This is a genomic window from Streptomyces sp. NPDC004111 (assembly GCF_042874215.1).
Taxonomy (GTDB): domain Bacteria; phylum Actinomycetota; class Actinomycetes; order Streptomycetales; family Streptomycetaceae; genus Streptomyces.
The window spans coordinates 63117-86912 of sequence record NZ_JBIAMU010000007.1 but is presented as its reverse complement, the minus strand read 5'-3'; the positions used below and the strand labels follow the sequence as shown (position 1 = coordinate 86912).

Sequence of the window (23796 nt, the reverse complement as noted above, 5' to 3'; positions counted from 1 at the left end):
GTCCGTACGCCGGTGCCCTCGGGGGCGGTGCGCGCCCCGGCCCCCTCCCGTACCCACTCCCTCCTGCGCCGCGCCCTGTGGTGGGGCGTGCTCACCCTGACCGGCGGGGTCGAGCGGCGCGGCCGGCTGCCGCGCGGTGGCTGCGTGGTGGTGGCGAACCACTCCTCGCACGCCGACACCGCGGCCCTCCTGGCCGGTCTCGACGCCCGGCACACCCCGGCGATCGGGGCGGCGGCCGACTACTGGTTCGCCTCCCCGTGGCGCAGCCGGATCTGCCGCCGGCTGGCGGCCGGATTCCCGGTGCGGCGCAAGGGCGGCGGTCTCGACGACCTGCTGTCGATGAGCGACGAGCTGCGCGCGGGCCGCGCGGTCGTCCTGTTCCCCGAGGGCACCCGGGGCGGCGGCGAGGTCGGTTCCTTCCACCGGGGCTCGCTGCTGCTCGCGGAGCGGGCCGGGGTGCCGGTCGTGCCGGTGGGCATCGCGGGCACCGACCGGCTGCTGCCCAAGCACGGCAGGCTGCGCTCCGCCCTGGTCCGGATCCGGATCGGCGACCCGCTCCCGGCGGGCGTCACCCCCGGGGAGGCGCGGGACGCGGTGGCCGCGCTGCACCGCCGTACGAACGCGGAGTCCCTGCGCGACTCGGTGGTGCGCCGCCGGGTGGCGGCGGTCGCGGCCTCCCGGTGGGGGCTGCTGCTGGGGTTCGGCTGGGCGGCGGCGGAGGCGCTGAGCTGGCCGCTGATGCCGGAACTCCTCCTGGCGGTGGCGTGCGTGGCGGCCCCGCGCGCCGCGCTGCGGCTGTCCCTGGCCGCCCTCGCCGGCAGTCTTGCCGGGAGCCTGCTGGCCCTTCAGCTCGCCGCTTCCGGGGTGCAGTTGCCCGCGCCGCTCACCACGGAGCGGATGCGCGCCGAGGTGCGTGCGCAGCTCGTCGCCGAGGGCGCCGGGGCGGTCCGCCACCAGCCGTGGAACGGCATCCCCTTCAAGGTGTACGCGGCCGAGGCGGGCCGCTCGGACGTCCCGGTGGGCGACTGGCTGGCCGGGGCGGCGACCGCGCGCGGGACGCGGACCGTCGCGGTCGGGCTGGGCTTCGCGGCGTTCGGGATGCTGATGCGGCGGTGGCGCAGGCTCTATCCGGAGTATCTGGTGCTGCTGGCGGGCGGGTTCGCGGCGGGGCTGAGCGTCATCGTGCTGTCCTGGCGCTGAGGTGGACGGCGGCGAGGTGGCCGCCGGGCGGGTGCCCGCGCCGCAGTCGCAGTCCGCCGGGCAGCGGCAGCTCCGCCAGTGCGTCGGCGACCTCGTCCTGCGGATGGCCGAACAGGTCCACCCCCGCCAGCGCGACGGGCACGGCGGCGGGGGCGTCCGGCGGGCCCGCGGTCCGTTACAGGACGAGGGTGTCGAGGCCGCCCTCGTGGTCCCCGCCGACCAGCAGCTCCAGCCCTTCGTACACGGCACCGAAGGACCACGGGAGCCCGCACACCCAGCTCGCCCGGACGTCCGCGAGGGTGGCGACGGCCCACTGGGCGGCCCGCTCGGACATGCCGAAGGCGAGCGTCCCGGCGCCCCGGGGCAGCACCAGACCGCGTCCCGGCAGGATCCCGAACACCTGCACCACCTCCCGACGCCCCACCTTCTCAAGTCCCCCCGCACACACGGATACTCGGGGCCATGACCTCTTCCCGCATGAAGCGCTACCAGCACCGCACGTTCGGCGGCCCCGAGGTACTGGAACTGGTCGAGGAGGAACGGCCGGTGCCCGCCGAGGGCGAGATCCTCCTGCGGGTCGCCGCGGCGGGCATCAACCCGGTGGACTCCCTGACCCGGCTGGGCGCCGCCCCGCTGCCCGGCGAGCCGCCGTACCACCCGGGCTGGGACTCCTCGGGCACGGTCGAGGCGACCGGTCCGGGCGTGACCCGCTTCCGTGCCGGCGACGAGGTCTTCGGGATGCATCCGGGCGGGGCGCACGCCCAGTACCTGACGGCGCCCGCCGACGCGTTCGCGCGCAAGCCCGCGGGGATCACGCACGTCGAGGCGGCGGGGGTGCCGGTCGCCGCCCTCACCGCCTGGCAGGCGCTCGTCGCCCTCGGCGGGCTGCGGGCCGGGCAGCGGGTGCTGATCCACGCGGCGGCGGGCGGTGTCGGTCATCTCGCCGTGCAGCTGGCGAAGGCGCGCGGGGCGTACGTGTACGGGACGGCGCGCGCCGCCAAGCACGGGTTCCTGCGCGGGCTGGGCGTGGACGAGCCGATCGACCACACGCGGGACGACTTCGTGGCGGTCGCCAGGGACGTGGACCTCGCCCTGGACCTGATCGGCGGCGAGTACGGCCCGCGCACCCTGGCCACTCTGCGTCCGGGCGGGCTGCTGGTCTCGGCGATCGTGTGGAACCCGGGGTTCGAGGAGAGCGTGCCGAAGCTGACCGGGGTGCGCTTCGCACCGCTGCTGGTGGCGCCGGACGGGGAGCAGCTCACCGGGATCGCGGACCTGTTGGCGGACGGCCGGCTGCAGGTGCACCTGGACGCGGTGCTGCCGTTCGGCGAGGCGGCGAAGGCGGCGACGCTGCTGGAGACGAAGCGGACCACGGGGAAGATCGTGCTGGACGTGACCGCCTGAGGACGGCGGCGCCGGGCGGGGTGTGCCGCCCGGCGCCGCGGTTCACCACGGGTGCGTCGTGCTCGCCGCGGGCCTCGTGCCCGGCTCCGAGGTCCTAGTACACGTTGACCCCGTAGGCGGCGAGCGCCTCCTTCACCGGCTGGTGGATGGCCGAGCCCGCCGTACCGGTGCAGCCGGAGCTGCCGGAGTGGATGCCGAGGGCGACCGTGCCCGCGAAGTGGGCGCCGCCGCTGTCGCCGCCGGCCGAGCAGGCGGTGGTGCGGACCATGTTGTAGACCGGTCCGTCGCCGTAGTTGACGGTGACGTTGACGGCGGTGACGGTGCCGCTGGTGACCTTGGTGGTGGAGCCGCTCTTCTTCAGGGACTGGCCCACCACCGCGTCGGCCGCCGAGGAGATCTCCTGGGAGGAGCCGTTGTAGAGGTTCACGGTGCCGGCGGGGCTGGAGCCGTTGGTGTAACGGACCAGGCCGTAGTCGTTGGTGGGGAAGCTGGTGCCTTCCCGGGTGCCGATGGAGGCACCGCCGGAGGTCGCCGACCAGCTGGTCGCGGAGTTGGTGCAGTGGCCCGCGGTGACGAAGTAGGTGGCCGTGCCCTTCTTGACGTTGAAGGCGGACGAGCAGCGGTAGCCGCCGCCGTAGATGGCGTCGCCGCCGAGCACTTCCTTGGTGAAGACGCCGGGCACCCGGGAGATCCTGACCGCGCCGCCGAGCGAGTCGGCGACCTTGCGCAGCCGGGCCATGTCCTTGGCGGAGACGGACCGGTCGGCCTCCACGGCGATCTGGTTGGTGCGCGGGTCGAGCCCCCAGGAGGTGCCGGTGATCTTGGCATCCCGCTCCAGCACCTGTGTCGCGCCGGCGAGCTGGGCGGCGCTGCGGGTGACCACGCGGGCGGTGGCACCGCTCGCCCTGACCTTGGCGGCGGCCCGTTCGGAGGTGACGGTGACGACCAGTGCGCCGGTCCTGGCGTCGACGTACGTCCCCGCGTTCTCGCCGCCCAGCTCGGCCCGGACGGCGGAGTCCTGCGCGTACAGGGAGGGGGTCGCGGCGGGCGTGGGTTCGGCCCCGGCGGGAGAGGCGCCGAGGCCGAGGGAGGAGAGGACGAAGAGGGCGGAGAGGACTGCGGTACGTCTGGTGCGCATGGGGGATCTCCTTCTGGACCGAGGGAGGTACGCGTACGAGGACGCCGGCGAAGGGCGCCCGTGGTGCCGTGGGGACACCAGCGACGAATTTGACATGCGCATCACGAACTCACAAGACCGCGCACACCCGCACCCCGCACACCGGCTCGTTTCCGCCCCTGCACACGGGGCACACGCCTGCCTACCCGACACGAGGAGGCACGGGCGGATGAACGCCATGACGGCGACGGGCACGGCACGTCGGGCAGCGCGCAGCGACACCCTGAAGTACGCGGCGCGCACCGGGTTCACCGCGCGCGGCGTGATCCATCTGCTCGTCGGTGTGCTGGCGCTGCGGATCGCGCTGGGCGACGGCGGCACGACCGCCGACCAGGGCGGCGCGCTGGCGGAGATAGCCGGGCAGCCCTTCGGCAAGGTCCTGCTGTGGGCGATGGGCGTGGGGCTGGCCGCGCTGGCGCTCTGGCAGCTCTCGGAGGCCGCGTTCGGCGCGGCGGGACCCGACGGCCACAAGCCCCGCAAGCGCCTGGCGGCGGGCGCCCAGGGCGTCTTCTACGGGTTCGTCTCGTACTCGGTGCTGGCCTTCGCGATCGGCAGCCGGGGCAGCGGCGGCGGCTCCAGCGACCAGCAGTCCCAGGACGTCACGGCGAAGGCGCTGGGCCTGCCCGCCGGGCAGTGGCTGGTGTGCGCGGCGGCCCTGGTGGTCGTCGGGGCGGGCCTGTGGATCGGCTTCCAGGCGGCCCGGCGCAAGTACCGCGAGGAGATGCGGACCGGCGAGATGTCGCGCCGTGTGCGGCGGGCGGTGGACGTCACCGGGATCGGCGGCGGGGTGGCACGCGGGCTGGTCTTCGCGGCGGCGGGCGGATTCGCGGTGGCGGCGGCGGTGACGTACGACCCGGAGAAGGCCAAGGGGATGGACGACACGATCCGCGCCTTCCGGGAGACCCCGGCGGGGCCGTGGCTGCTGGTGGTGCTGGCGGTCGGACTGATGCTGTTCGGCGTCTTCTCCTTCGCGATGGCGCGGTGGCGCAAGCTGTAGGGCGCGCCGCGACCGCCGCACGTGCGGCTATACGTACAGGCAGTCCCATTGCTTCGGCCATTCCGTTTCCCGGTACCGGTCCGAAACCCGCTCGGGCAGCGGCAGGCCCAGAATCAGGTCGCCCTCCCGCCAGATCAGCCGATGCCGGTCGAGTTCTTCCAGCGCGGCATCGAATTCTTCGGCGGAGGCCTTTCCGCGCGGTATGCGGTGGATGTTCACGGGTCGGCTCCCGGCGGCTCGGAGGATCGCGGAAGCGGCAGCCGAGAGGTCGTAGGAATCTCCGTCGGAGAAGCGGGTGTCGGTGATGCGGAAGGCGTCTCCTCGCACCTTGTACGTGAGCTCGACGAAACGGAGCCGGTGAATCTCCTTCCAGTGGTCGACCTGGAACACCAGATTCCGGTAGGCGGCCCTCAGTTCGTCCGAGTACTCGAAATTCCTCTTGAAGTAGTATCCGTAGTCGTCCAGCCGGAACCCGGAGGACGCCAGGAATTCCTCCGAGAACATCACGTCGTAGCACTCGTGGTGTTCGGGCGCGGTACCGATTCCGAATCGCCCCGGATCCAGCTGGAGCGGTGCGAAACGAGTGACCACGGTTTCGGTTCGCGAGATCGGCGGCATCAGGTGGTAGATCCTGGGAATTTGGCGGGACATTTCCTCATAGGCGGTCACGTCGTCCCCCGGCAGGCCGTACAGGATGTTGTAGTGGACCACCAACTGCTCGGCATAGCCCGCCTTGAGCAGGCAGACGTTGTCGATTCCCCGGACTCCTTTGTCCATCTCCCTGAGCGCCGACGTGGCAAACGATTCGATTCCCGGCTGTACGGCGACGAAACCGGCCCGCACGAGCAGCTTGACCCGCTCCGGCGGCTGGTTCGCCTTTATCTCAGCGTGCAGCCGGAAACACGGTTCGCGCTTCGCGAGTTGCGGCAGCAAATCCGTGTAGTACGCCTTGGGCAGGATGTAGTCGGAGAACCGGAACATCACGTCGCCGTGGCGTTCCGTGAGTTGCTCCAGCATGTCCAGCGTCCGTTTCGGTTCCTTGAACCGGTACTTGAGGGTGTCGTCGTCGATTCCGCAGAAGACACAGTGCTTGGTCTGTCCCCACCAGCACCCTCGGGAACTCTCCACCGGCAGCACTTCGGTGTTGATCCGGACCGCGTGTGCGGAATGCAGTGAGTCCAGGTCCCGGAACCAGTCGTCGTAGTCCGGAACCGGGCTGTCGTTGATCGGGTACTTCTGGGCCCGGACGACGCGGGGCGGGGCCGTGCCGCTGCCCCGCCCGGACGCCAGAGCCCACGTGGCGAGGTTGACGATCTCCTGCTCGCCGTCGCCCACGACCAGGTGGTCGACGCAGGGGAAGGCGTTCACGACCTGCTGTCCGGGGGCTCCCTCCAAGGCGTAGCCACCGAAGATCACGGTCAGACCCGGGTCCCGCTTCTTCAGGACGCTTGCGAGGGCGAGAGAAGCCATCGTCTGGTCGAAGAGGCAGGTGAACCCCACCACTTTCGCGCCCGATTCTTGTATCCGTTGCGCGGCCTCCGCCAGGAGCTTCGGCACCACCTCGTGCCGCGCCGTCATGATCAGATCCAGGATGTTCTCCGCCGCGGGGTAGGCGCCGTAGTCCCGGCCCGCCCTGTGGTAGGCCTGAACGCGCCGCACGACGGCTTCCTGCTGCCGCACCCCCAGTTTCGGGTCGAGTTCCGCGGTGAAGACGAACTCGTTGAGGCCCCACGAGTCGGCCAGGTACTGATAGGTGTCCATCGTGGTCCACCGCAGCATTTCGGAAGCAAAGTGAAACACCCGTGCCGAGATCCCCGCCCGGTTCAGACAGGACTTCAGGATGCCGAGCCCCAGGCAGGGCTCCAGAGGCGGCCCCCACGGCATGCTGACCAGAGCGACCTCGCACCCAGGACCGGGAGGTGTCATCACGGGCTCCGTCCCCGACTCCGTCACTGAATCCTTCACCGAATCCGGCAGCGCACCCGCCACCGGCCTTCGATGCGGCTAGAGCTTCGCGATTCCGCTGGAGTCCAGCACCTGCGGCGTGCCCCGGCTCGGCCGTTTGGGGCCGAAGACGATGACGATGACCACGGCGACGACCACGATGGCCGCACCGGCACCGCCGACGTCCTCTTCCTGCGGCCTCAGTGCCCCGATGGTGGAGGCCCGTTTGACGGCCTCGACAGCCTCGTCGGACACCTCCATCTTGAGCTTCTTGGCGACGCCCTTGGGGTCTTTCATGAACCTGCCGATGAACCGGCCGTCGGCGACCGTCGCGTTGTACAGGAGGCGGAGTTGCTCGGAATCCTCTTCGGACAGGTCGATCCCCAGCTCGGCGACCTGCGGCTGAACCACCCGGTAGGCCGCTTCGAGTGCCGTCGTCGAAGTGATCTGGGAACGCATGCGCTTCCAGTCGGCAGCGATGAATTCACGGTGGAAGAGCGGCTGCTCGAAAGCGACTTTCGGTTCCCGCTCCGGTCGTGACGCCATTGTTTCCCTCCCCGGCCGTTCATCGGCCGCCCCCGGCTCCCCGGGCGACGTGCTGGCAGTCTCCTGCTGGGTCAAGGAACGGTCAACTGGCAAACACCCGCGTGCATTTCGAATCTTCTACGTGCATCTCCGTACCGGCGTCAGCCATGCGCACGGGCGGCGCCGGACACAACACCGCCCCCGTCCAAGTGGGGTCGGACGGGGGCGGGGGTCTGGGGACTACCGGGCACTGAGGCCCGCAGGGGGTCAGCCCTGGTGCGGGTAGCGGTAGTCGGTCGGCGGGACCAGGGTCTCCTTGATCGCGCGGGTCAGGGTCCAGCGCTGGAGGTTCTGCGGGGCGCCGGCCTTGTCGTTCGTACCGGAGGCGCGGCCTCCGCCGAACGGCTGCTGGCCGACGACGGCGCCCGTCGACTTGTCGTTGATGTAGAAGTTGCCCGCGGCGTAGCGCAGCTTCTCCATCGTGTGGGCGGCGGCGGCACGGTCGCCCGCGATGACCGAGCCGGTCAGCGCGTAGTCGGAGACCGACTCCATCTGCTCCAGCATGGCGTCGTACTTCTCGTCCTCGTACACGTGGATCGCGAGGATCGGGCCGAAGTACTCGGTGGTGAAGACCTCGTTGGCCGGGTCCGAGCACTCGATGACGGTCGGGCGCACGAAGTAGCCGACGGAGTCGTCGTAGGTGCCGCCGGCGACGACGGTGCAGGAGTCGTCGGCCTTGGCGCGGTCGATGGCCGCCTTGTTCTTGGCGAACGAGCGGTCGTCGATGACGGCGCCGATGAAGTTGTCCAGGTCCGTGACGTCACCCATGGTGATCGACTCGACCTCGGCCGCGAACTCCTCCTTGAACCCGTCGTTCCAGATGGACGCGGGGACGTAGGCGCGCGAGGACGCGGAGCACTTCTGGCCCTGGTACTCGAAGGAACCGCGGGTCAGCGCGGTCTTCAGGACGGCGCGGTCGGCGCTGGGGTGCGCGACGACGAAGTCCTTGCCGCCGGTCTCGCCGACCAGCCGCGGGTACGTGCGGTAGTTCGCGATGTTCTCGCCGACCGTCTTCCACAGGTACTGGAAGGTCGGGGTGGAGCCGGTGAAGTGGATGCCGGCCAGGTCGCGGTGGGTCAGGGCGACCTCGGAGACGGCGATGCCGTCGCCGGTGACCAGGTTGATGACGCCCTTGGGCAGACCGGCCTCTTCGAGGAGCTGCATCAGCAGGACGGCGGCGTGCGTCTGGGTCGGGGACGGCTTCCAGACGACGACGTTGCCCATCAGGGCCGGGGCGGTGGGCAGGTTGCCCGCGATGGCCGTGAAGTTGAAGGGCGTGATCGCGTAGACGAAACCTTCCAGCGGACGGTGGTCCAGCCGGTTCCACACGCCGGGGGCGTTCGCCGGGGGCTGCTCGGCGAGCAGGTCACGGGCGTACTTGACGTTGAAGCGCCAGAAGTCGACGAGCTCGCACGGGGTGTCGATCTCGGCCTGCTGGGCGGTCTTGGACTGGCCCAGCATGGTGGAGGCGGCCAGCGTCTCGCGCCACGGGCCGGCCAGCAGCTCGGCGGCGCGCAGGATGATCGCGGCGCGGTCGTCGAAGGACATCGCGCGCCAGGCCGGGGCGGCGGCGAGCGCGGCGTCCACCGCGTCCTGCGCGTCCTGCTTGGTGGCGTGCGCGCCGGTGCCGATGACGGCCTTGTGGTTGTGCGGCTGCACGACCGTGAAGGTGTCGCCGCCGCCCATGCGCTTCTCACCGTTGATGGTCATCGGGAGGTCGATGGGGTTCTCGGCCAGCTCCTTGAGCTTGGCCTCCAGGCGGGCGCGCTCCGGCGAGCCGGGCGCGTAGGAGTGCACCGGCTCGTTGACCGGGGCGGGGACCTGGGTTACGGCGTCCATGAGTTCCGTGGCTCCTTCGTGCGGGGTGGGGAGACTGGGAGGCTCTGCCTCAGTCGTCGGTCGTCAGTTCTTGGTGATGATGGAGCGGCCGAAGAAGAGCAGGTTGGCCGGCTTCTCGGCGAGGCGACGCATGAAGTATCCGTACCAGTCCGTGCCGTACGCGGTGTACACGCGCATCCGGTGTCCCTCGGCGGCGAGCCGGATGTGCTCCTCGCTGCGGATGCCGTACAGCATCTGGAACTCGTACTCGTCCAGCTTGCGCCCGGCGCGGCGGCCGAGCTCCTGGGCGATGGCGATCAGCCGCGGGTCGTGGGACCCGATCATCGGGTAGCCGTCGCCCTCCATCAGGATCTTCATGATCCTCACGTACGCCTTGTCGATCTCGCCCTTGTCCTGGATCGCGACGGACGCGGGCTCCTTGTACGCACCCTTCACGATACGCACCCGGCTGCCGGCGGCGGCGAGCCTGCGGGCGTCGTCCTCGGTGCGGAAGAGGTACGCCTGGATGACGCAGCCGGTCTGCGGGAAGTCCTTCCGCAGCTCCTCGTGGATGGCGAACATCGAGTCGAGGGTGGTGTGGTCCTCGGCGTCCAGGGTGACCGTGGTGCCGATCTCGGCGGCGGCCTCGACGACGGGCCGGACGTTCGCGAGGGCCAGCTCGTGGCCGCCCTCCAGCGCTTGCCCGAACATCGAGAGCTTCACGGACATCTCGGCCCGGGTGCCCAGGCCCAGGTCCTTGAGGTGCGCGATCAGGTCGAGGTACGCGTCACGGGCGGCGTAGGACTGCTCGCGGGTCGTGATGTCCTCGCCGACGACGTCGAGGGTGACCTCCAGGCCCTTGTCGGCGGACTCGCGGACGATCGGCACGACCTGGTCGACGGTCTCACCGGCGATGAACCGGCTCACGACCTGTTTGGTGCCCGGAGCAGCCGAGACGAAACGGCGCATCTGGTCGCTGCGCGATGCGGCGAGGATCACGGGACCCAGCACGGGGCACCTCCACAAAAAAATCAATCGAAGGGGCCGTGACCAGCCCTTTTGTGACAGAACTGGGACGGCACGGATAACCACGGTGAAATCTAGGTATCGCGTCGAGCCTTCACTACCGACAGCTGTCACGCATCCGCGGACCTCGCCTCATACAGATGTCTGAAGCGGTGCGAGAATGGGCGGGTGAACGCCGATTACCAAGACCTGGTCGATGAGATCTCCGCCCTTCTGGGTGCACCCGCGACCCTGGAGGACCGCGACTTCCGGCTGATCGCGTTCGGCGCGCACGACAGCGAGGACGCGGGGGCGATGGACCCGGTCCGCACCCGTTCGATCCTCACCCGCCGCTCCACGGCCGAGGTCAAGGCGTGGTTCGAGCGCTTCGGCATCGCCACCGCTACCGGGCCGGTGCGCATTCCGGCGGACCCCGGCGCGGGGGTGCTGCGCGGGCGGCTGTGCCTGCCGGTCCGGCACCGGGGGACGGTGTTCGGGTACGTGTGGCTGCTGGCCTCCGACGCCCCGGTGCCGACGCTGCCCTACACGGAGCTGGCGGACGAGGAGCTGGACGCGGCGATGGCGGTGTGCGCCCGGATCGGGGCGCAGCTCGCCGACGAGGCGCGGGCCCGCGCCGATCTCGGACCGCAGCTGAACACCCTGCTCACCTCCGAGTCCGAGGACCGCAGACAGGCCGCGCTCGCCACGCTGACCGGCCCGCTGGCGGCCGGCGGCCCGTACACCCTGCTGTGCGCGGCGCCGTGGACCGCCCCGCTGCCCGGCCTGCGTACGGTGCCGGGCGCCTCCGCGCTGACCCTCGTCCCGGTGCCGGGCGCCACCGGGCCGCGGCTGGCGGTGCTGGTCAGACTGGGGGCGGGGGCGGACCTGGGTCCCGCGCGGTCGGCGGCGAAGGCGCTGCTGGCGGCGGCACAGCCCGCGCCCGCCGCATCCACCGGATCGCCCGCCCCCGCCGTCCCGTCCTCCCCCTCGCCCTCGCCCGCGCCCGCGCCCGCCGCCGTGGGCATCGGCACCGCCGCCCGCACCCTCGCCGAGCTGCCCGCCGCCTGGCGCGAGGCCTCCGCCGCCGTCCGGGCCGCGCTGGCCCGCCCGCATCTGGGCCCGGTCGCCGAGTGGGCGGCGATCGGCCCGTACCGGCTGCTGGCCGCCCTGCCGGACAGCGGCCCCGGGCACCCGGTGGACCCCGCCGTCGGCCCGCTCCTCACGCCCGCGCACACCGAACTGGCCCGCACCGCCGAGGTGTTCCTCGACTGCGCGGGCCAGGCGGGACGCACGGCGACCGCCCTGAACATCCACCGGCAGACCCTCTACTACCGGCTCTCCCGGGTCGAGCAGCTCACCGGCCTCGACCTGCACGAGGGCGAGGACCGGCTGCTGCTGCACATGTCGCTGAAGGCGGCGAAGCTCTGACACCCGCCGTACCGCGGCGGCTCAGCGGGCCGGTTCCGCCTCCTTCCCCGTCAGCGGGCGCAGCGTGAGGGTGTAGTCGTAGGACCGGTCGGCCGCGACCCGGTACTCGGGGCGGACCGGGTTCGGGGTGTCCCCGACGCCGGTGACCGCGTGGTCGGCGTGCAGGGTGTGCCAGCCGTCGTTGCGCCGGACCTGGTGCGGGTAGGCGGCCCGATCCAGGTCGTCGTGGGCGGTGGCGGACGCCTCGAAGTCGCCGGAGACCAGGAGCCCGCCGGTGCGGCCGTCGGAGAGCGCCGCCCAGCGCACGTCGTCGTGGTTGCCGTGCTCCTGGGGCCGTACGTAGTTCACGTAGCTCTCCCGCACCGAGGTGGACCAGGTGCCCATGGGGGTGCCGTCCTTGCGGTCGTTGAAGTTCTCGACCGGGCCGCGCCCGTACCACTGGAAGGTGTCGTACCGCTGCGGCATCCGCAGCTGGATGCCCACCCTGGGCAGGTACGACAGCTTGCGGAACTCGCCGCGCGGCTCCACCTGGTGGCGCACCCGCACCGCGCCGGAGCCGTCGATCAGGTACGTCATCGTCTGGCCGAAGGACGCCCCGGTGACGTCGGGTGCGGCGGCCGTGGAGCGGACGGTGACGGTGACCGTGCCGTCCGGGCCGGTGGCGGTGTCCGTGGCGTCGACGGTGGTGCGCAGCCGGTCGAGGCCGAGCGCCCGCCACTTCTTGGACTCCGCGGTGCCCCAGTCGGAGCGCTCGTTGCTGATCGGGTTGCGCCAGACGTCCAGCTCGGGCCCGGAGGTGAGCAGTTCGCGGCCCCCGGACCGCATCGAGGCGAGGGTGCCCGCCTTCCTGTCGAAGGTGTACGCGAAACCCTCGCCCCCCGCCTTCCCGGTGACCTTCACCGTGTCGCCCCACACGGTCAGCTCCGCGCCGCCGGTGGCGGGCAGCGTCGCCGGCGGGCCGGGCACCTTGTCGCCGCCGACCGCGAACTGGCCGAAGGAGACGGTGTGCCCGGCCTTCGCCCAGTCCGCGTCGCGGACGGTGACCGCCCGCACGGTGAGTTGGCGTTCAAAGCCGCCGGGGTCGTCCGCCGGTACCGGCAGCCGCACGGCGGCCGTCGTGCCGGGGGCGACGTCCAGCGGCCGGGTGCCGGACGCGACGACCTCGGCCCCCTCGGTCACCTCCCAGCGCAGCGCCAGGTCCCCGGTCCCGCTGAAGGCGCGCTCGCTGGTCACCTCGACCCGGCCCTCGCGCGCCTTGCCGTCGGTGATCCGGATCGGGGCCTGCACCCAGGCGAGCTGCGCCGTCTCGGGCTGCGGCTCGCGGTCCGCGGTGACCAGACCGTCGACCCCGGACTCGTACAGCCCGTAGGAGAGGTAGCTGCCCTTCTTCTCGAAGCGGTCGAAGTCGAGCGCCAGCAGGGCCTGGTCCTTGGGGTCCTGTCCGGCGGCGAGCTGCTGCGCGCCGAGCGCGGTGCCGTACACGCGCACCTGGTCGACGGTGCCGCGCGCGGTGTGGCCCCGGTGGCCGTCCTCCATGGTGTCGCTGTTGCGGCCGATGCCGAGGTCGAAGCCGGTGTAGTCGATGCGCCCGGTGTAGGGGGTGGCGGCAAGCTGCTTCCCGTCGGCGTACAGCCGCAGCGCCGTGCCGTCGTACACCCCGGTGACCCGGTGCCAGGCGCCCGCCCAGTCCGCGGGCACCGGGGCGGTGACGGTGCGCGGCTGGCCGCCGCCGGTGAGGGTGAATTCGAGGGTCCGCGCGTCCTTCATGCGCAGCACGTACTGCTCGCCCTTGCTGAGGACGGTGAAGTCGCCGGTCCACGGCTCCAGGGGCTTGATCCGGGCGTCGAGGGTGACGGCGGAGCCGGTGAGGTCGAGGGCCCTGTCGCGGTAGGTCTCGACGAAGTCGTCCAGACCGGAGAGTTCGAGGGCCTGTCCCCGGTAGCCCGGGACGACCTCGGGCCTGCCGGAGAGGGAGGCGGCGATGCGGTGCCGGGAGGAGTCGGGGGTGGTGATCAGCGGGCGGCGGATGTTCTGCTCGGCCCAGTCCCAGATGAAGCCGCCCTGGACGTTGGGGTGGGCGCGGACGACTTCCCAGAACTCGCGGAAGTTGCCCAGGCTGTTGCCCATGGCGTGGGCGTACTCGCCCATCACGATCGGCTTGGTGAAGGTCTTCGCCTTCTCGCGCAGACCGGCGGGCGTCGGGTAGCGGGGTCCGGAGATGTCCGCGAACGGGGCGTCACCGTCGGGCGAGTTGGACTGGTGGTAGAGGGGCCGGGTGGGGTCGGCCTTCCTGGTCCACTCGGCCATCGCGTAGTGCGCCCTGCCGAGTCCGGCCTCGTTGCCGGTGTCCCACATGATGACGCTGGGGTGGTTCTTGTCGCGTTCGACCATGCCCCGGTGCCGCTCCAGGAACGGCTTCTGCCACTCGGGCCGGTCGGCGAGGCAGTCCTGCGGGCAGCTCTCGTGGCTGTGCGTCTCCACCTCCATCTCGTCGTCGATCAGGATTCCGGCCCGGTCCGCGAGGTCGTAGAGGTAGGGGTCGGAGGGGTAGTGGGAGGTGCGGATCGCGTTGACGTTCAGCCGCTTCATCAGCGCGACGTCCTGCTCCATCCGCTGCCTGGTGGCGTGCCGCCCGGTGTCGGGGTCGGTCTCGGCGCGGTTGACGCCCCGGATCAGGACGCGTTTGCCGTTCAGTCTGAGCTGCTTGTCCTTGATGTCGATCTCGCGGAAGCCGACGTTCTGCCGTACGGACTGCACGACGCGGCCCCGGGCGTCGTGCAGCACCAGCTTGAGGGCGTACAGCGCGGGCGTCTCGTCGGACCACTTGGCGGGATTGCGCACCGGGGCGGACAGGTCGGCCGTGCCGTTGCGCACGCGCGCGGCGAGCCGTCCCACCGCGCGGCCGTTCGGGTCGAGGAGCGTGCCGGACACCTCGCGGCCCTCGGCGCCCTCCCCCTCGACCCGGACCTGTGCGCGCAGCGTCGCGTCCCGGTACCGCGCGTCCAGGTCGGTGGTGATCCGGGCGTCCTCCATGCGGGTGCGCGGGGTGGAGCGGAGGGTGACGGAGCGGAAGATCCCCGCGTACCGCCACTGGTCGTAGTCCTCCAGGTAGGAGCCCGCGGACCAGCGGTGGACCTGGAGGGCGACCCGGTTGCGGCCCGGCTTGAGGAAGTCGGTGACGTCGAACTCCGCGGGGACGTAGCCGCCCTGGTCGTAGCCGACGTACTTTCCGTTCACCCACAGGAACCAGCCGGAGGTCACCCCGTCGAAGCGGAGCACCTGCCGTCGGCCGTCCCACTCCTTCGGCACGTCGACGTCGCGGACGTACGCCCCGGTCGGGTTGGCCTCGCGCGGCACCTTCGGCGGGGCGTCGGGCACCATCTCGCTCTGCACGTTGCGGAAGACCGGGTGGTCGAGGTCGTCGGTCTGCCAGGTGTGCGGCACCTTGACCTGCTGCCAGCCCGAGGGGTCGTACCCCTCGCGCCAGAAGCCCTCGGGTGCGAGGGCGGGGCGCTCGGCGATCCACAACCGCCACTGGCCGTCCAGGCTGCGCTCCCAGCGGCGGGCGTCGTCCTGCCGGAGCAGGGCGTGCGGGGGCTCCTGGCCCTCCCCCGTCCTCTGCGGATCCTCAAGATAGGTGTGGACGTCGGCGGGGAACTTCCCCGCGTCGCCCTGCTGTCCGGCGGCGCTGCCGCCCGCCGAGACGCTCAGCCCCACGGCGAGGGCGAGAGCCATCACCGTGCCGAGCAGTCTGTGGCCCCTCGGGCCGTCCCGCCGCCCTCTCACTCCTGTGCGCACCATGCCACCTCGCAGATTCGAAACGAAACCACCAGACACGAACACGCGCGCACCGTATTGAACACCTGACGAGGCGTCAATGGTGCGCGCGTGCGCGGTGGGGTGAGGCGTACGGGTGAGATCCGGGGGCGAGATACGGCCGTGCGGCTCAGCCCTCCTCGTCCTCCAGGTCCTCGATCGGGCGGTCGGTCACGGCGACTACCAGGAAGAAGGGGCGGTCCCCGTCGATCTGGTTGACGGAGACGGAGAGCCAGCGGTCCGCGTCCCCGCCGGGGGCTCGCACGGGGCCCCAGACATGCAGGGTCCCCAGGGCGTCGAGCCGGCGGAGCTGCGCGTAGAGCGGCGGAAGCGGCGGATCCCCCTCCGCCCAGCAGACGGGGATCCGGGTGCCGATCTCACGGTGGCTGCCCCAACGGGCGTCGAGCGCCCGCGTCAGCTCGTCGAGGTGGCCGGAGGCGGCTTCCTGGGCGGCGGTCCACTCCTGGTCGTAGACGCCGAGCAGGTCCCGGCCCTGCCAGAGCTCGGCGATCACGAAGCCGTCGCCGTGCGAGGCGAGCCAGTTCTCCGTATACGGCTCCCGCTCGTCCACCGTGGGCCCGCCCGCCGGGACGGGACCGGCGAGCCAGGTGTCGATCTCGGCGAGAGCGCGGGTGGCGTCGAAGGTTGTGCTGTCGGGTGCGTTCACAACATGCTCCTGGTCATGGGCCGGGGCAGCGGCTGGAGCGCACCGCTCTCCCGCAGGCGCAGATGTGCGGCGAGGACTGCCTCTTGGTCGTCGGGCGGGGCGATGTCGAGCAGTACGCCGCCGGTGGACAGCGGTGTGCGCACCGCCTTGAGGTCGTCGGGTACGAGGGCGGCGCGGGCCGGGGAGAGGTAGGTCAGCCAGCCGGTGACGGGGTCACCGATCTCGTACTCCGCCCGGTCCTCCAGGAGGTCGAAGACGTCGTCGTCGATCACACTGCCCAGGTCGGGGTTCCACAACTCGGCCACCGCGGCGAGCAGTTCGGCCTCGGGGACGCGGGCGTCGTCCGGCGACCTGACGGTGACGAGCATCGAGTTGGTCGCGTACTCGCTCGCCTCGCCCGCCACGCCGCGCAGGTCCAGCTTCCAGCCTGCCGGTCCCTCCACCACGAGGAACAGGCCGCCGTTGCGCTCCCACTCCTCGCGGAGCGCTGTGATCAGCGCCTGAGAGGTCGGCGTGAAGGGGCCGGCCCCTCCCTCGAAAACACGGTTCCAGGTCCACGGGTCACCGGAGCCCGGTGGGCGCAGATGCGGGAGGAGGGATGCGACTCGCTCCAGAGTGGCGGACCAGTGCGCTGCCTGCTGCTCGTACGTTTCCGGGCGGGGGCCCCACTGGGTCCGTACCACTCGTCGCATCTGCTCGTCACTCCCGTGTTCCGCGGTTCGGCCGGCCCACGGAGTGCGGGGCGGCACGTGGTGCTTGCCGGTCAAGGTAGTCGGCTCAGTCGAACGCGCCGGGCTTCCTGGGACTCCGGGTCTGGTCCTTGGGCGAGTGGACGACCTTGACCTGCTCCAGGCCGGGAGTTTCCCGGAAGGCCCTTCGTGCAGCTTTGGCGACCTCGGGGTCGGAGAAGTGCCACTCGACGCTGCGCCCGCCCGCTGCCTGCACCTGGGCGGTGGCCTCCTTGACGAACTTGTCCTTCCCCGAGTCGGTGAGTCTGCCCTTGTCGGTCTGGGACAGATAGCTCTGGTAGCCGTTCTTGGCCTCCAGATAGGTCTGCCGCGAGGAGTCCCAGCCGTCGTACTCGACCGGTGACCTGCCCTTGTCCGGGTGGGGAACGACGTACTCGTGCCCCCGGGTCTGGTTGGTGACCTGTTCCTGGTAGCGGAGCCACGACTCGTTCCGCCAGACGGGCTCGGGGTTGCGGTCGCGGCCCGCCCAGTAGCCGTCGCCGTTGTCGGCGTCGCCCAGTTTCGGGGTGTCGAGATCGTTGGCCCAATCGGGCCGCTCGTAGTTGCGGGGGTCCTTGGTGTCGCCGTGCCGCGGCTCGGGCCACTGCTTCTTGTCCTTCAGTGCCTGGGCCGCGCGGCCCGGCTCCTCGGCACGCTTCTGGTCCAGCCACGCCGCCCGCTCCTGCTTGCGGGCCTCCTCCGCGTCCGCCTTGGCCTTCGTGTCGCAGCCGTCGTCCGCCAGGTACCGCACGCGGGGTGCGGGGCCGGCCGCGATCAGGCCCGTACCGGCTCCCGGAACTCCGCCGAAGCCCGGTCCGCTCACGATCGAGCAGCCCGTCTTCCGGGCCCGCTCCTCCGCCAGATCCGCCGCCTCGTCCGCCTCCTTGGCGGCCTTCCGGGCCCCTTCCACGTCGCCCGCGGCGGCGGCCTTGCGGGCGGCCCGCGCCGCGTCCCCCGCCTTGTCGGCCGCCTCCGCCGCCTCCGCGAGCCCCTTCGCGGCCTTGCCCAGATGGGAGAACTTCCCGACGACCTTGGCGACGTCGTAGCCGGGAATGAAGAGCGAGCCGATGTTCCAGGCGACGTCGGTGACGGCTCGGGTCTTCTCGCCGTTGTTCCAGCGTTCGCGCACCTCGTCACCGACGAAGACGTCGTCCGCGACCGAGACGACGGTCTTGCCGGACGCCAGCGCCCAGTCCCCGATCGCCCCGAGGTAGTCGCCGTCGGCCCACTTGTCGACGGCGCCCTTCGAGTTCTGCAGCCACTCGCCGCCGAGCTGCTTGCCGTACTCGGCGATGCCCGACCAGGTCTCCGGCTTGAAGAGGTCGACGAACCCGGTGACGTCGCCCCACACGCCGTCGACAGCGATGCCCTTGACCACCTGGGTGATGCGGTCCCCGGCGCAGCCGAAGAAGCCCCAGCCGGAGCAGTCCTCCTCCTCTTCCTTCTGCTCCTCCTCTTCCTTCTGCTCCTCCTCGGAGGGCTCCTCCTCGTCCGACGCCGGCTGTACGTCGTACTCGGCCTCGGCCTCCTCCCCGGCCCGGTCGCGCGTATCACCCGGGTCACCCGGCCCGCCGGTATCACCCGGCCCGCCCGGATCTCCGGACCCACCAGCCCCTCCGACCGCACCCGCGCCGCCCGCTCCCCCGGCCCCTCCGGCACCCCCAGGACCGCCCGCCGCGCCCCCAGCGCCACCGGCACCCCCAGCACCGCCTGCGGCGCCAGCGCCCCCGGCACCACCCGCGCCCCCGGCACCGGCATCCGCCCCACCGACCCCGCCAGCCCCGCCAGCCCCGCCAGCCCCGGCACCGCCCGCTCCCCCGTCCGCGCCGCGCGTCCCCGCACCGGGTTCGCGTGCCCCGGGATCGCCCACCGCGTCCGCGCCGCCGTCACCGGCCCCGCAGTTCGTGCCGCCGGTGATCGTGCAGACGGCGCGGCCGATGCCGTCGGCGATACGGCCGCCGAATCCGGTCAGGGTCAGGGCGAGCACGATGCCCGCGATGATCACGATCAGCCCGGCGTACTCGGCCGTGGACTGGCCCCCGTCCCGGCGCCAAGTGATCAGCCGGGGAACCGAGAAGCGCCAGCGGCCCCGCCGCCGCGCGGGCGGATCGGGCCGGTCGGGGCGGTCGAACCACGCCCTGCTCTCCGCCCGCGTCAGCAGCCACAGCACCACCAGCGGCACCAGCAACTGACTGAAGCCGCGCAGCGAGCCGCCGCCGATGTTGGCGACGGCCCCGAGGATCAGCCAGCCCTGTACGGCGATCAGCCCGCCGAGCACCCGCCGCCCACCGGTGTACATCCGCCCGGTGAGCAGCAGCCCGGCCACCCCGGGCAGGGCCCCGTACAGGGCGAGCCCGAGCACCCCGGCGAGCGGTCCGTCCGCCGCGAGCCCCGACCCCAGCAGGCCGAGCCCGCCCAACAGGGTCATGGCGAACAGGAGTTGGAGCAGCCCCCGGACGGCGAGCAGCGGGCCGGGCAACGGCGGCCGTGCGGGACGTACCGGAACCGGACCCGCTGGTATGCCGCCGACCGCAGACACGCGTCACCCCCACCGCCGTACTCCGCAAGCGGAATGCACAGCGGAGGCGGGTAACGCTAGGGCGGCCCCCGACGGGCGTCATGGGCCCGTGGACCCTACTCGGGGCCCATACCACCCCCGGGCAACTCCCCCTCAGCGCCCAGGCCCAAGCCCCGTCCCCGGGCAACTCCCCCTCAACGCCCAAACCCACGCCCCACCCCCGGGCAACTCCGGCCCGGCCGCCTGGATCCCCCCGATCCACTCCCCCACCCGCACCCGGCGACCTCCCCGGTCCCCGGCCACGCCCCCGACTCCCGCTACGCCCCCTCCTCCGGCCCCCGTTCCATGAACACCCGCAGACCGTCCGTCAGGTCCTTCGCGGTCGGCGCCGTCTCCGGGTCGGTCATCTGCTGGATCATCACGCCCGCCATCAGCGCCTGCGTCAGCATTCCGGCCACCCGCGCCTTCTCCGGATCTGCCGTCGCGTCCATTCCGAGGAAGGCCTCGGCCAGCCCCGAACGCCCCTCCTCCTGCGGGCCCTTGATCACTTCGCGGAGTGCCTCGTCGGTCTCCAGCCGGGTGACGACCTCCAGTTGGAGCTTCCAGACCTTGCGGCTGACCTCGAAGGAGTCGATGACCTTGCCCCAGACGGCTTCGAAGCGGGCGTACGGGTCGGCCGGCAGCGGCTCCGCGTCCTCCTGCAGCGCCGGGCCCACCGCGTTGCCCCACTCCTCCGTCAGGGCCAGGAACGCCTGGTTGAGCAGGGCCTCCTTGGAGCCGTAGTGGTAGCCGATGGAGGCGAGGTTCGTGCCGGACGCGGCGACGATGTCGCGGGCGGTCGTCCGGGCGTACCCCTTGTCCAGCAGGCACTGCTTGGCGCCTTCGAGCAGATCCTCACGATGTCCCATGAACGCAGCGTACCCCCTCCCTATACGCCCGTGTAATACGAGCGTATAGAAAGGGGGTACGGAAGGTGCGGGAGGTTCGGAGGCCGAACGCTCCGGGTCCTAGTCGGCCAGGTTCACCGAGCGGGCCGAAGCCGCGCCGATCTCCTCGGCCAGCTCGGTCAGGACCGTCTGCGGAACCGTGTCGTCGACGGTCAGCACGGCGAGCGCCTCGCCGCCCGCGTCGGCGCGGGCGACCTGCATGCCCGCGATGTTCAGGCCGACCTCGCCCAGCACCCGGCCGACGGTGCCGACGACACCGGGACGGTCCTGGTAGCGGAGCACGACCATGTGGTCGGCGAGCGCCAGGTCCACGTCGTAGTCGCCGATCGCGACGATCTTCTTGATGTTCTTGGGGCCCGCCAGCGTGCCGGAGACCGAGATCTCCTCGCCGCCGGTGAGGGTGCCGCGCACGGTGACCACGTTGCGGTGCTCGGTGGACTCCGAGGAGGTGGTCAGCCGCACCTCGACGCCGCGCTCCTGCGCGAACAGCGGGGCGTTCACGTACGAGACGGTCTCGTCGACGACGTCCTCGAACACGCCCTTGAGCGCGGAGAGTTCGAGCACCTTCACGTCGTGCTGGGTGATCTCGCCGTACACCTCGACGTCGAGCCGGGCCGCGACCTCGCCCGCGAGCGCGGTGAAGATCCGGCCGAGCTTCTCGGCGAGCGGGAGGCCCGGTCGTACGTCCTCGGCGATGACGCCGCCCTGGACGTTGACCGCGTCGGGCACCAGCTCACCGGCGAGGGCGAGGCGCACCGACCTGGCGACCGCGATGCCCGCCTTCTCCTGGGCCTCGTCGGTCGAGGCGCCCAGGTGCGGGGTGCAGACGACCTGGTCGAGCTCGAAGAGCGGGGAGTCCGTGCAGGGCTCCTTGGCGTACACGTCGAGGCCGGCGCCCGCGACGCGGCCCTCCTTGAGGGCGGAGTACAGCGCGGCCTCGTCGACGATGCCGCCGCGGGCCGCGTTCACGATCCGTACCGCCGGCTTGACCTTGTGCAGGGCCTCGTCGCCGATCAGACCCAGCGTCTCGGGGGTCTTGGGCAGGTGGACGGTGATGAAGTCGGAGACTTCGAGCAGCTCGTCCAGCGTGAGGACCTTGACGCCCATCTGCGCGGCGCGGGCCGGCTGGACGTACGGGTCGTAGGCGACGACCTTCATGCCGAAGGCGGACATCCGCTGGGCGACCAGGGCGCCGATCCGGCCGAGGCCGACGACGCCGAGGGTCTTCTCGGCCAGCTCGACGCCGCTGTACTTCGAGCGCTTCCACTCGCCGTTCTTCAGGGCGGAGTTGGCCTGCGGGATGTTGCGCGCGGTGGCCAGGATCAGACCGCAGGCCAGCTCGGCGGCGGTGACGATGTTGGAGGTCGGCGCGTTGACGACCATCACGCCGGACTTGGTGGCGGCGGAGACGTCGACGTTGTCGAGGCCGACACCGGCGCGGGCGACGACCCGCAGTTTCTTCGCGGCGCCGATGGCCTCCGCGTCGACCTTGGTCGCGGAGCGGACGAGGATCGCGTCCACGTCGGCGATGGCGGGCAGGAGTTCCGCGCGGTCGGCTCCGTTGCAGTGCCGGATCTCGAAGTCCGGCCCCAGGGCGTCGACGGTCGCGGGCGACAGCTCTTCAGCGATGAGTACGACAGGCTTGGCAGTGCTCACGTGAGTCCTCACTGGTCCTTTGCGGACGGCCGTCCCGACGGCCGCAGGCGGTGGAGGGGCTAGTCGCGTGGAAGACGCACGACGCTGTGGGCCTGACGCGTGTATTGGTTGAGAAGTGTAGTGCCGTCGACGGACCTCGTGTCCGCCGCTTCGTAGGATCACTCGTTCGTGGATCGACGTTCTGTCCAGTACGAAACGGGCGGGGCGGGGTGCGCCGGGGGTGGGGAAAGGGGCCGCCGCGTCGAACGCGGGCGGCCCCTCCCCTTGTGAGGCCTAGGCCTCCTCGTCGTTCACCCAGCTCATGAGCTTGCGCAGCTCCTTGCCGGTGGTCTCCAGGAGGTGGTCCTGGTCGGCCTTCTTGTACTCGGCGTACTTCTTCAGGCCGCCGTGGTACTCGTCCATCCACTGCTGGGCGAAGGTGCCGTCCTGGATCTCGGCCAGGACCTTCTTCATCTCGGCCTTGGTGGCGTCGGTGATGATGCGCGGGCCGGTGATGTAGTCGCCCCACTCGGCGGTCTCGGAGACCGACCAGCGCATCTTCTCCAGGCCGCCCTCGTACATCAGGTCGACGATGAGCTTCAGCTCGTGGAGGCACTCGAAGTAGGCGATCTCCGGCTGGTAGCCGGCCTCGGTCAGGGTCTCGAAACCGGCCTTGACCAGGGCGGCGGTGCCACCGCAGAGAACGGCCTGCTCACCGAACAGGTCGGTCTCGGTCTCCTCGGTGAAGGTCGTCTTGATGACACCGGCCCGGGTGCCGCCGATGGCCTTCGCGTACGAGAGGGCCAGCTCGAAGCCCTTGCCCGTGGCGTCCTGCTCGACGGCCGCGATGCACGGAACGCCGCGGCCCTCCTCGTACTGGCGGCGGACCAGGTGACCGGGGCCCTTCGGGGCGACCATGGCGACGTCGACACCGGCCGGCGGCTTGATGAAGCCGAAGCGGATGTTCAGGCCGTGGCCGAAGAAGAGGGCGTCGCCGTCCTTGAGGTTGTCCTTGACGGACTCCTCGTAGACCTGCGCCTGGATCGGGTCCGGGACCAGGATCATGATGACGTCGGCCTCGGCAGCGGCCTCCGCCGGGGAGACGACGCGCAGGCCCTGCTCCTCGGCCTTCGCCTTGGACTTGGAGCCCTCGTGCAGACCGACGCGCACGTCGACGCCCGAGTCGCGGAGCGACAGCGCGTGGGCGTGGCCCTGGCTGCCGTAACCGAGAACCGCGACCTTGCGGCCCTGGATGACGGAAAGGTCTGCGTCGGCGTCGTAGAACAGCTCGGCCACTGGGTTTCTCCTATGTGTGCGGTGTTGCGACCCACCGTACGGCGGGCGGGGGGAGGGAAGTCTTCGGGTCTCGGTATCCGAGAGCCCGGGGTGGGGTTACGCGCTGCGGTCCAGCGCCCGCAGCGAGCGGTCCGTGATGGACCGGGCGCCGCGCCCTATGGCGATCGTGCCGGACTGCACGAGCTCCTTGATGCCGTACTGCTCCAGCATCTTGAGCATCGCTTCGAGCTTGTCGGCGCCGCCGGTGGCCTCGATGGTCACGGCGTCGGGCGACACGTCCACGGTCTTGGCGCGGAACAGCTGGACGATCTCGGTGACCTGGGAGCGGGTCTCGTTGTCGGCGCGGACCTTCACCAGGACGAGCTCGCGCTGGATCGCAGCGGCGGGCTCCAGTTCGACGATCTTCAGGACGTTGACGAGCTTGTTGAGCTGCTTCGTCACCTGCTCCAGCGGCAGGGCCTCGATCACGTTGACCACGATGGTGATGCGCGAGATCTCGGGGTGTTCGGTGGTCCCGACCGCGAGCGAGTCGATGTTGAAGCCGCGGCGGGAGAAGAGTGCGGTGATGCGGGCGAGGACGCCCGGCTTGTTCTCCACCAGGACGGAGAGCGTGTGCTTGGACATGATTCTC

The 23796-nt window shown here is 71.4% G+C and carries 19 protein-coding genes; 4 read left to right on the top strand and 15 right to left on the bottom strand.

Translation table 11 applies throughout. The features are described 5' to 3' along the window. Positions 1 to 12: 12 nt before the first annotated feature. Positions 13 to 1200 (top strand): lysophospholipid acyltransferase family protein, encoded by a 1188-nt coding sequence (locus ACFYVL_RS15890; protein ID WP_389245386.1) that lies wholly within the window; start codon positions 13 to 15, stop codon positions 1198 to 1200. Here ACFYVL_RS15890 and ACFYVL_RS15885 read toward each other — a convergent pair. Next, complete coding sequence (locus ACFYVL_RS15885) at positions 1178 to 1342, bottom strand: hypothetical protein (RefSeq protein WP_389244965.1); 165 nt, start codon at positions 1340 to 1342, stop codon at positions 1178 to 1180. The two genes, ACFYVL_RS15890 and ACFYVL_RS15885, sit on opposite strands and share 23 nt — an antisense overlap. Positions 1343 to 1375: 33 nt before the next feature. Continuing rightward, positions 1376 to 1609, bottom strand: coding sequence for a hypothetical protein (locus ACFYVL_RS15880; protein WP_389244964.1), 234 nt, complete (start codon positions 1607 to 1609; stop codon positions 1376 to 1378). Between the two features lie 53 nt (positions 1610 to 1662). Here ACFYVL_RS15880 and ACFYVL_RS15875 point away from each other — a divergent pair, with 53 nt between their 5' ends. Further along, complete coding sequence (locus tag ACFYVL_RS15875; RefSeq protein WP_389244962.1) at positions 1663 to 2604, top strand: NADP-dependent oxidoreductase; 942 nt, start codon at positions 1663 to 1665, stop codon at positions 2602 to 2604. A gap of 94 nt (positions 2605 to 2698) precedes the next feature. Here ACFYVL_RS15875 and ACFYVL_RS15870 read toward each other — a convergent pair whose 3' ends face one another. Further along, on the bottom strand, positions 2699 to 3742 hold the full coding sequence (locus ACFYVL_RS15870; RefSeq protein ID WP_389244960.1) for a S1 family peptidase: 1044 nt from the start codon (positions 3740 to 3742) through the stop codon (positions 2699 to 2701). A 208-nt stretch (positions 3743 to 3950) separates the two neighbouring features. Between ACFYVL_RS15870 and ACFYVL_RS15865 the strand changes: the two genes are divergently transcribed. Further along, positions 3951 to 4778 carry a DUF1206 domain-containing protein gene (locus tag ACFYVL_RS15865; RefSeq protein WP_389244958.1) on the top strand — a complete coding sequence of 276 codons (828 nt, stop codon included), beginning with the start codon at positions 3951 to 3953 and terminating at the stop codon, positions 4776 to 4778. Positions 4779 to 4805: 27 nt separating this feature from the next. Here the strand turns inward: ACFYVL_RS15865 and ACFYVL_RS15860 are convergent, their stop codons facing one another. The 4 genes from ACFYVL_RS15860 to ACFYVL_RS15845 all read right to left on the bottom strand — a co-directional run bounded on the left by ACFYVL_RS15860 (position 4806) and on the right by ACFYVL_RS15845 (position 10136). After that, positions 4806 to 6704, bottom strand: a complete 1899-nt coding sequence (locus ACFYVL_RS15860) for a RiPP maturation radical SAM C-methyltransferase (protein ID WP_389244956.1) — start codon at positions 6702 to 6704, stop codon at positions 4806 to 4808. A 78-nt stretch (positions 6705 to 6782) separates the two neighbouring features. After that, positions 6783 to 7268 (bottom strand): hypothetical protein, encoded by a 486-nt coding sequence (locus ACFYVL_RS15855; protein WP_389244954.1) that lies wholly within the window; start codon positions 7266 to 7268, stop codon positions 6783 to 6785. A gap of 246 nt (positions 7269 to 7514) precedes the next feature. Beyond that, positions 7515 to 9146, bottom strand: coding sequence for an L-glutamate gamma-semialdehyde dehydrogenase (gene pruA / locus ACFYVL_RS15850; RefSeq protein WP_389244952.1), 1632 nt, complete (start codon positions 9144 to 9146; stop codon positions 7515 to 7517). A 63-nt stretch (positions 9147 to 9209) separates the two neighbouring features. After that, positions 9210 to 10136 carry a proline dehydrogenase family protein gene (locus ACFYVL_RS15845; RefSeq protein ID WP_389244950.1) on the bottom strand — a complete coding sequence of 309 codons (927 nt, stop codon included), beginning with the start codon at positions 10134 to 10136 and terminating at the stop codon, positions 9210 to 9212. 183 nt (positions 10137 to 10319) lie between these two features. Between ACFYVL_RS15845 and ACFYVL_RS15840 the strand changes: the two genes are divergently transcribed. Then, on the top strand, positions 10320 to 11558 hold the full coding sequence (locus ACFYVL_RS15840; protein WP_389244948.1) for a PucR family transcriptional regulator: 1239 nt from the start codon (positions 10320 to 10322) through the stop codon (positions 11556 to 11558). A 21-nt stretch (positions 11559 to 11579) separates the two neighbouring features. Here ACFYVL_RS15840 and ACFYVL_RS15835 read toward each other — a convergent pair whose 3' ends face one another. The 8 genes from ACFYVL_RS15835 to ilvN all read right to left on the bottom strand — a co-directional run bounded on the left by ACFYVL_RS15835 (position 11580) and on the right by ilvN (position 23789). Then, on the bottom strand, positions 11580 to 15359 hold the full coding sequence (locus tag ACFYVL_RS15835; protein ID WP_389244946.1) for a glycoside hydrolase family 2 TIM barrel-domain containing protein: 3780 nt from the start codon (positions 15357 to 15359) through the stop codon (positions 11580 to 11582). Between the two features lie 145 nt (positions 15360 to 15504). Next, positions 15505 to 16041, bottom strand: a complete 537-nt coding sequence (locus ACFYVL_RS15830) for a hypothetical protein (protein ID WP_389244944.1) — start codon at positions 16039 to 16041, stop codon at positions 15505 to 15507. Continuing rightward, positions 16038 to 16733: a hypothetical protein gene (locus ACFYVL_RS15825; protein WP_389244942.1), complete on the bottom strand. Its 696-nt coding sequence runs from the start codon at positions 16731 to 16733 to the stop codon at positions 16038 to 16040. Before ACFYVL_RS15825 ends, ACFYVL_RS15830 begins: the two co-directional genes overlap by 4 nt. An 85-nt stretch (positions 16734 to 16818) precedes the next feature. Next, positions 16819 to 19308, bottom strand: a complete 2490-nt coding sequence (locus tag ACFYVL_RS15820; RefSeq protein WP_389244940.1) for a Tox-REase-5 domain-containing protein — start codon at positions 19306 to 19308, stop codon at positions 16819 to 16821. A gap of 296 nt (positions 19309 to 19604) precedes the next feature. Continuing rightward, positions 19605 to 20195, bottom strand: a complete 591-nt coding sequence (locus ACFYVL_RS15815) for a TetR/AcrR family transcriptional regulator (protein ID WP_389244939.1) — start codon at positions 20193 to 20195, stop codon at positions 19605 to 19607. Between the two features lie 99 nt (positions 20196 to 20294). Continuing rightward, positions 20295 to 21890: a phosphoglycerate dehydrogenase gene (gene serA / locus ACFYVL_RS15810; protein WP_389244937.1), complete on the bottom strand. Its 1596-nt coding sequence runs from the start codon at positions 21888 to 21890 to the stop codon at positions 20295 to 20297. 273 nt (positions 21891 to 22163) lie between these two features. Beyond that, a complete protein-coding gene (ilvC, locus tag ACFYVL_RS15805) occupies positions 22164 to 23165 on the bottom strand; it encodes a ketol-acid reductoisomerase (protein WP_389244935.1) in 1002 nt (333 codons plus the stop codon). A 96-nt stretch (positions 23166 to 23261) separates the two neighbouring features. Next, on the bottom strand, positions 23262 to 23789 hold the full coding sequence (gene ilvN, locus ACFYVL_RS15800) for an acetolactate synthase small subunit (RefSeq protein WP_185034274.1): 528 nt from the start codon (positions 23787 to 23789) through the stop codon (positions 23262 to 23264). Between the last annotated feature and the right edge of the window lie 7 nt (positions 23790 to 23796).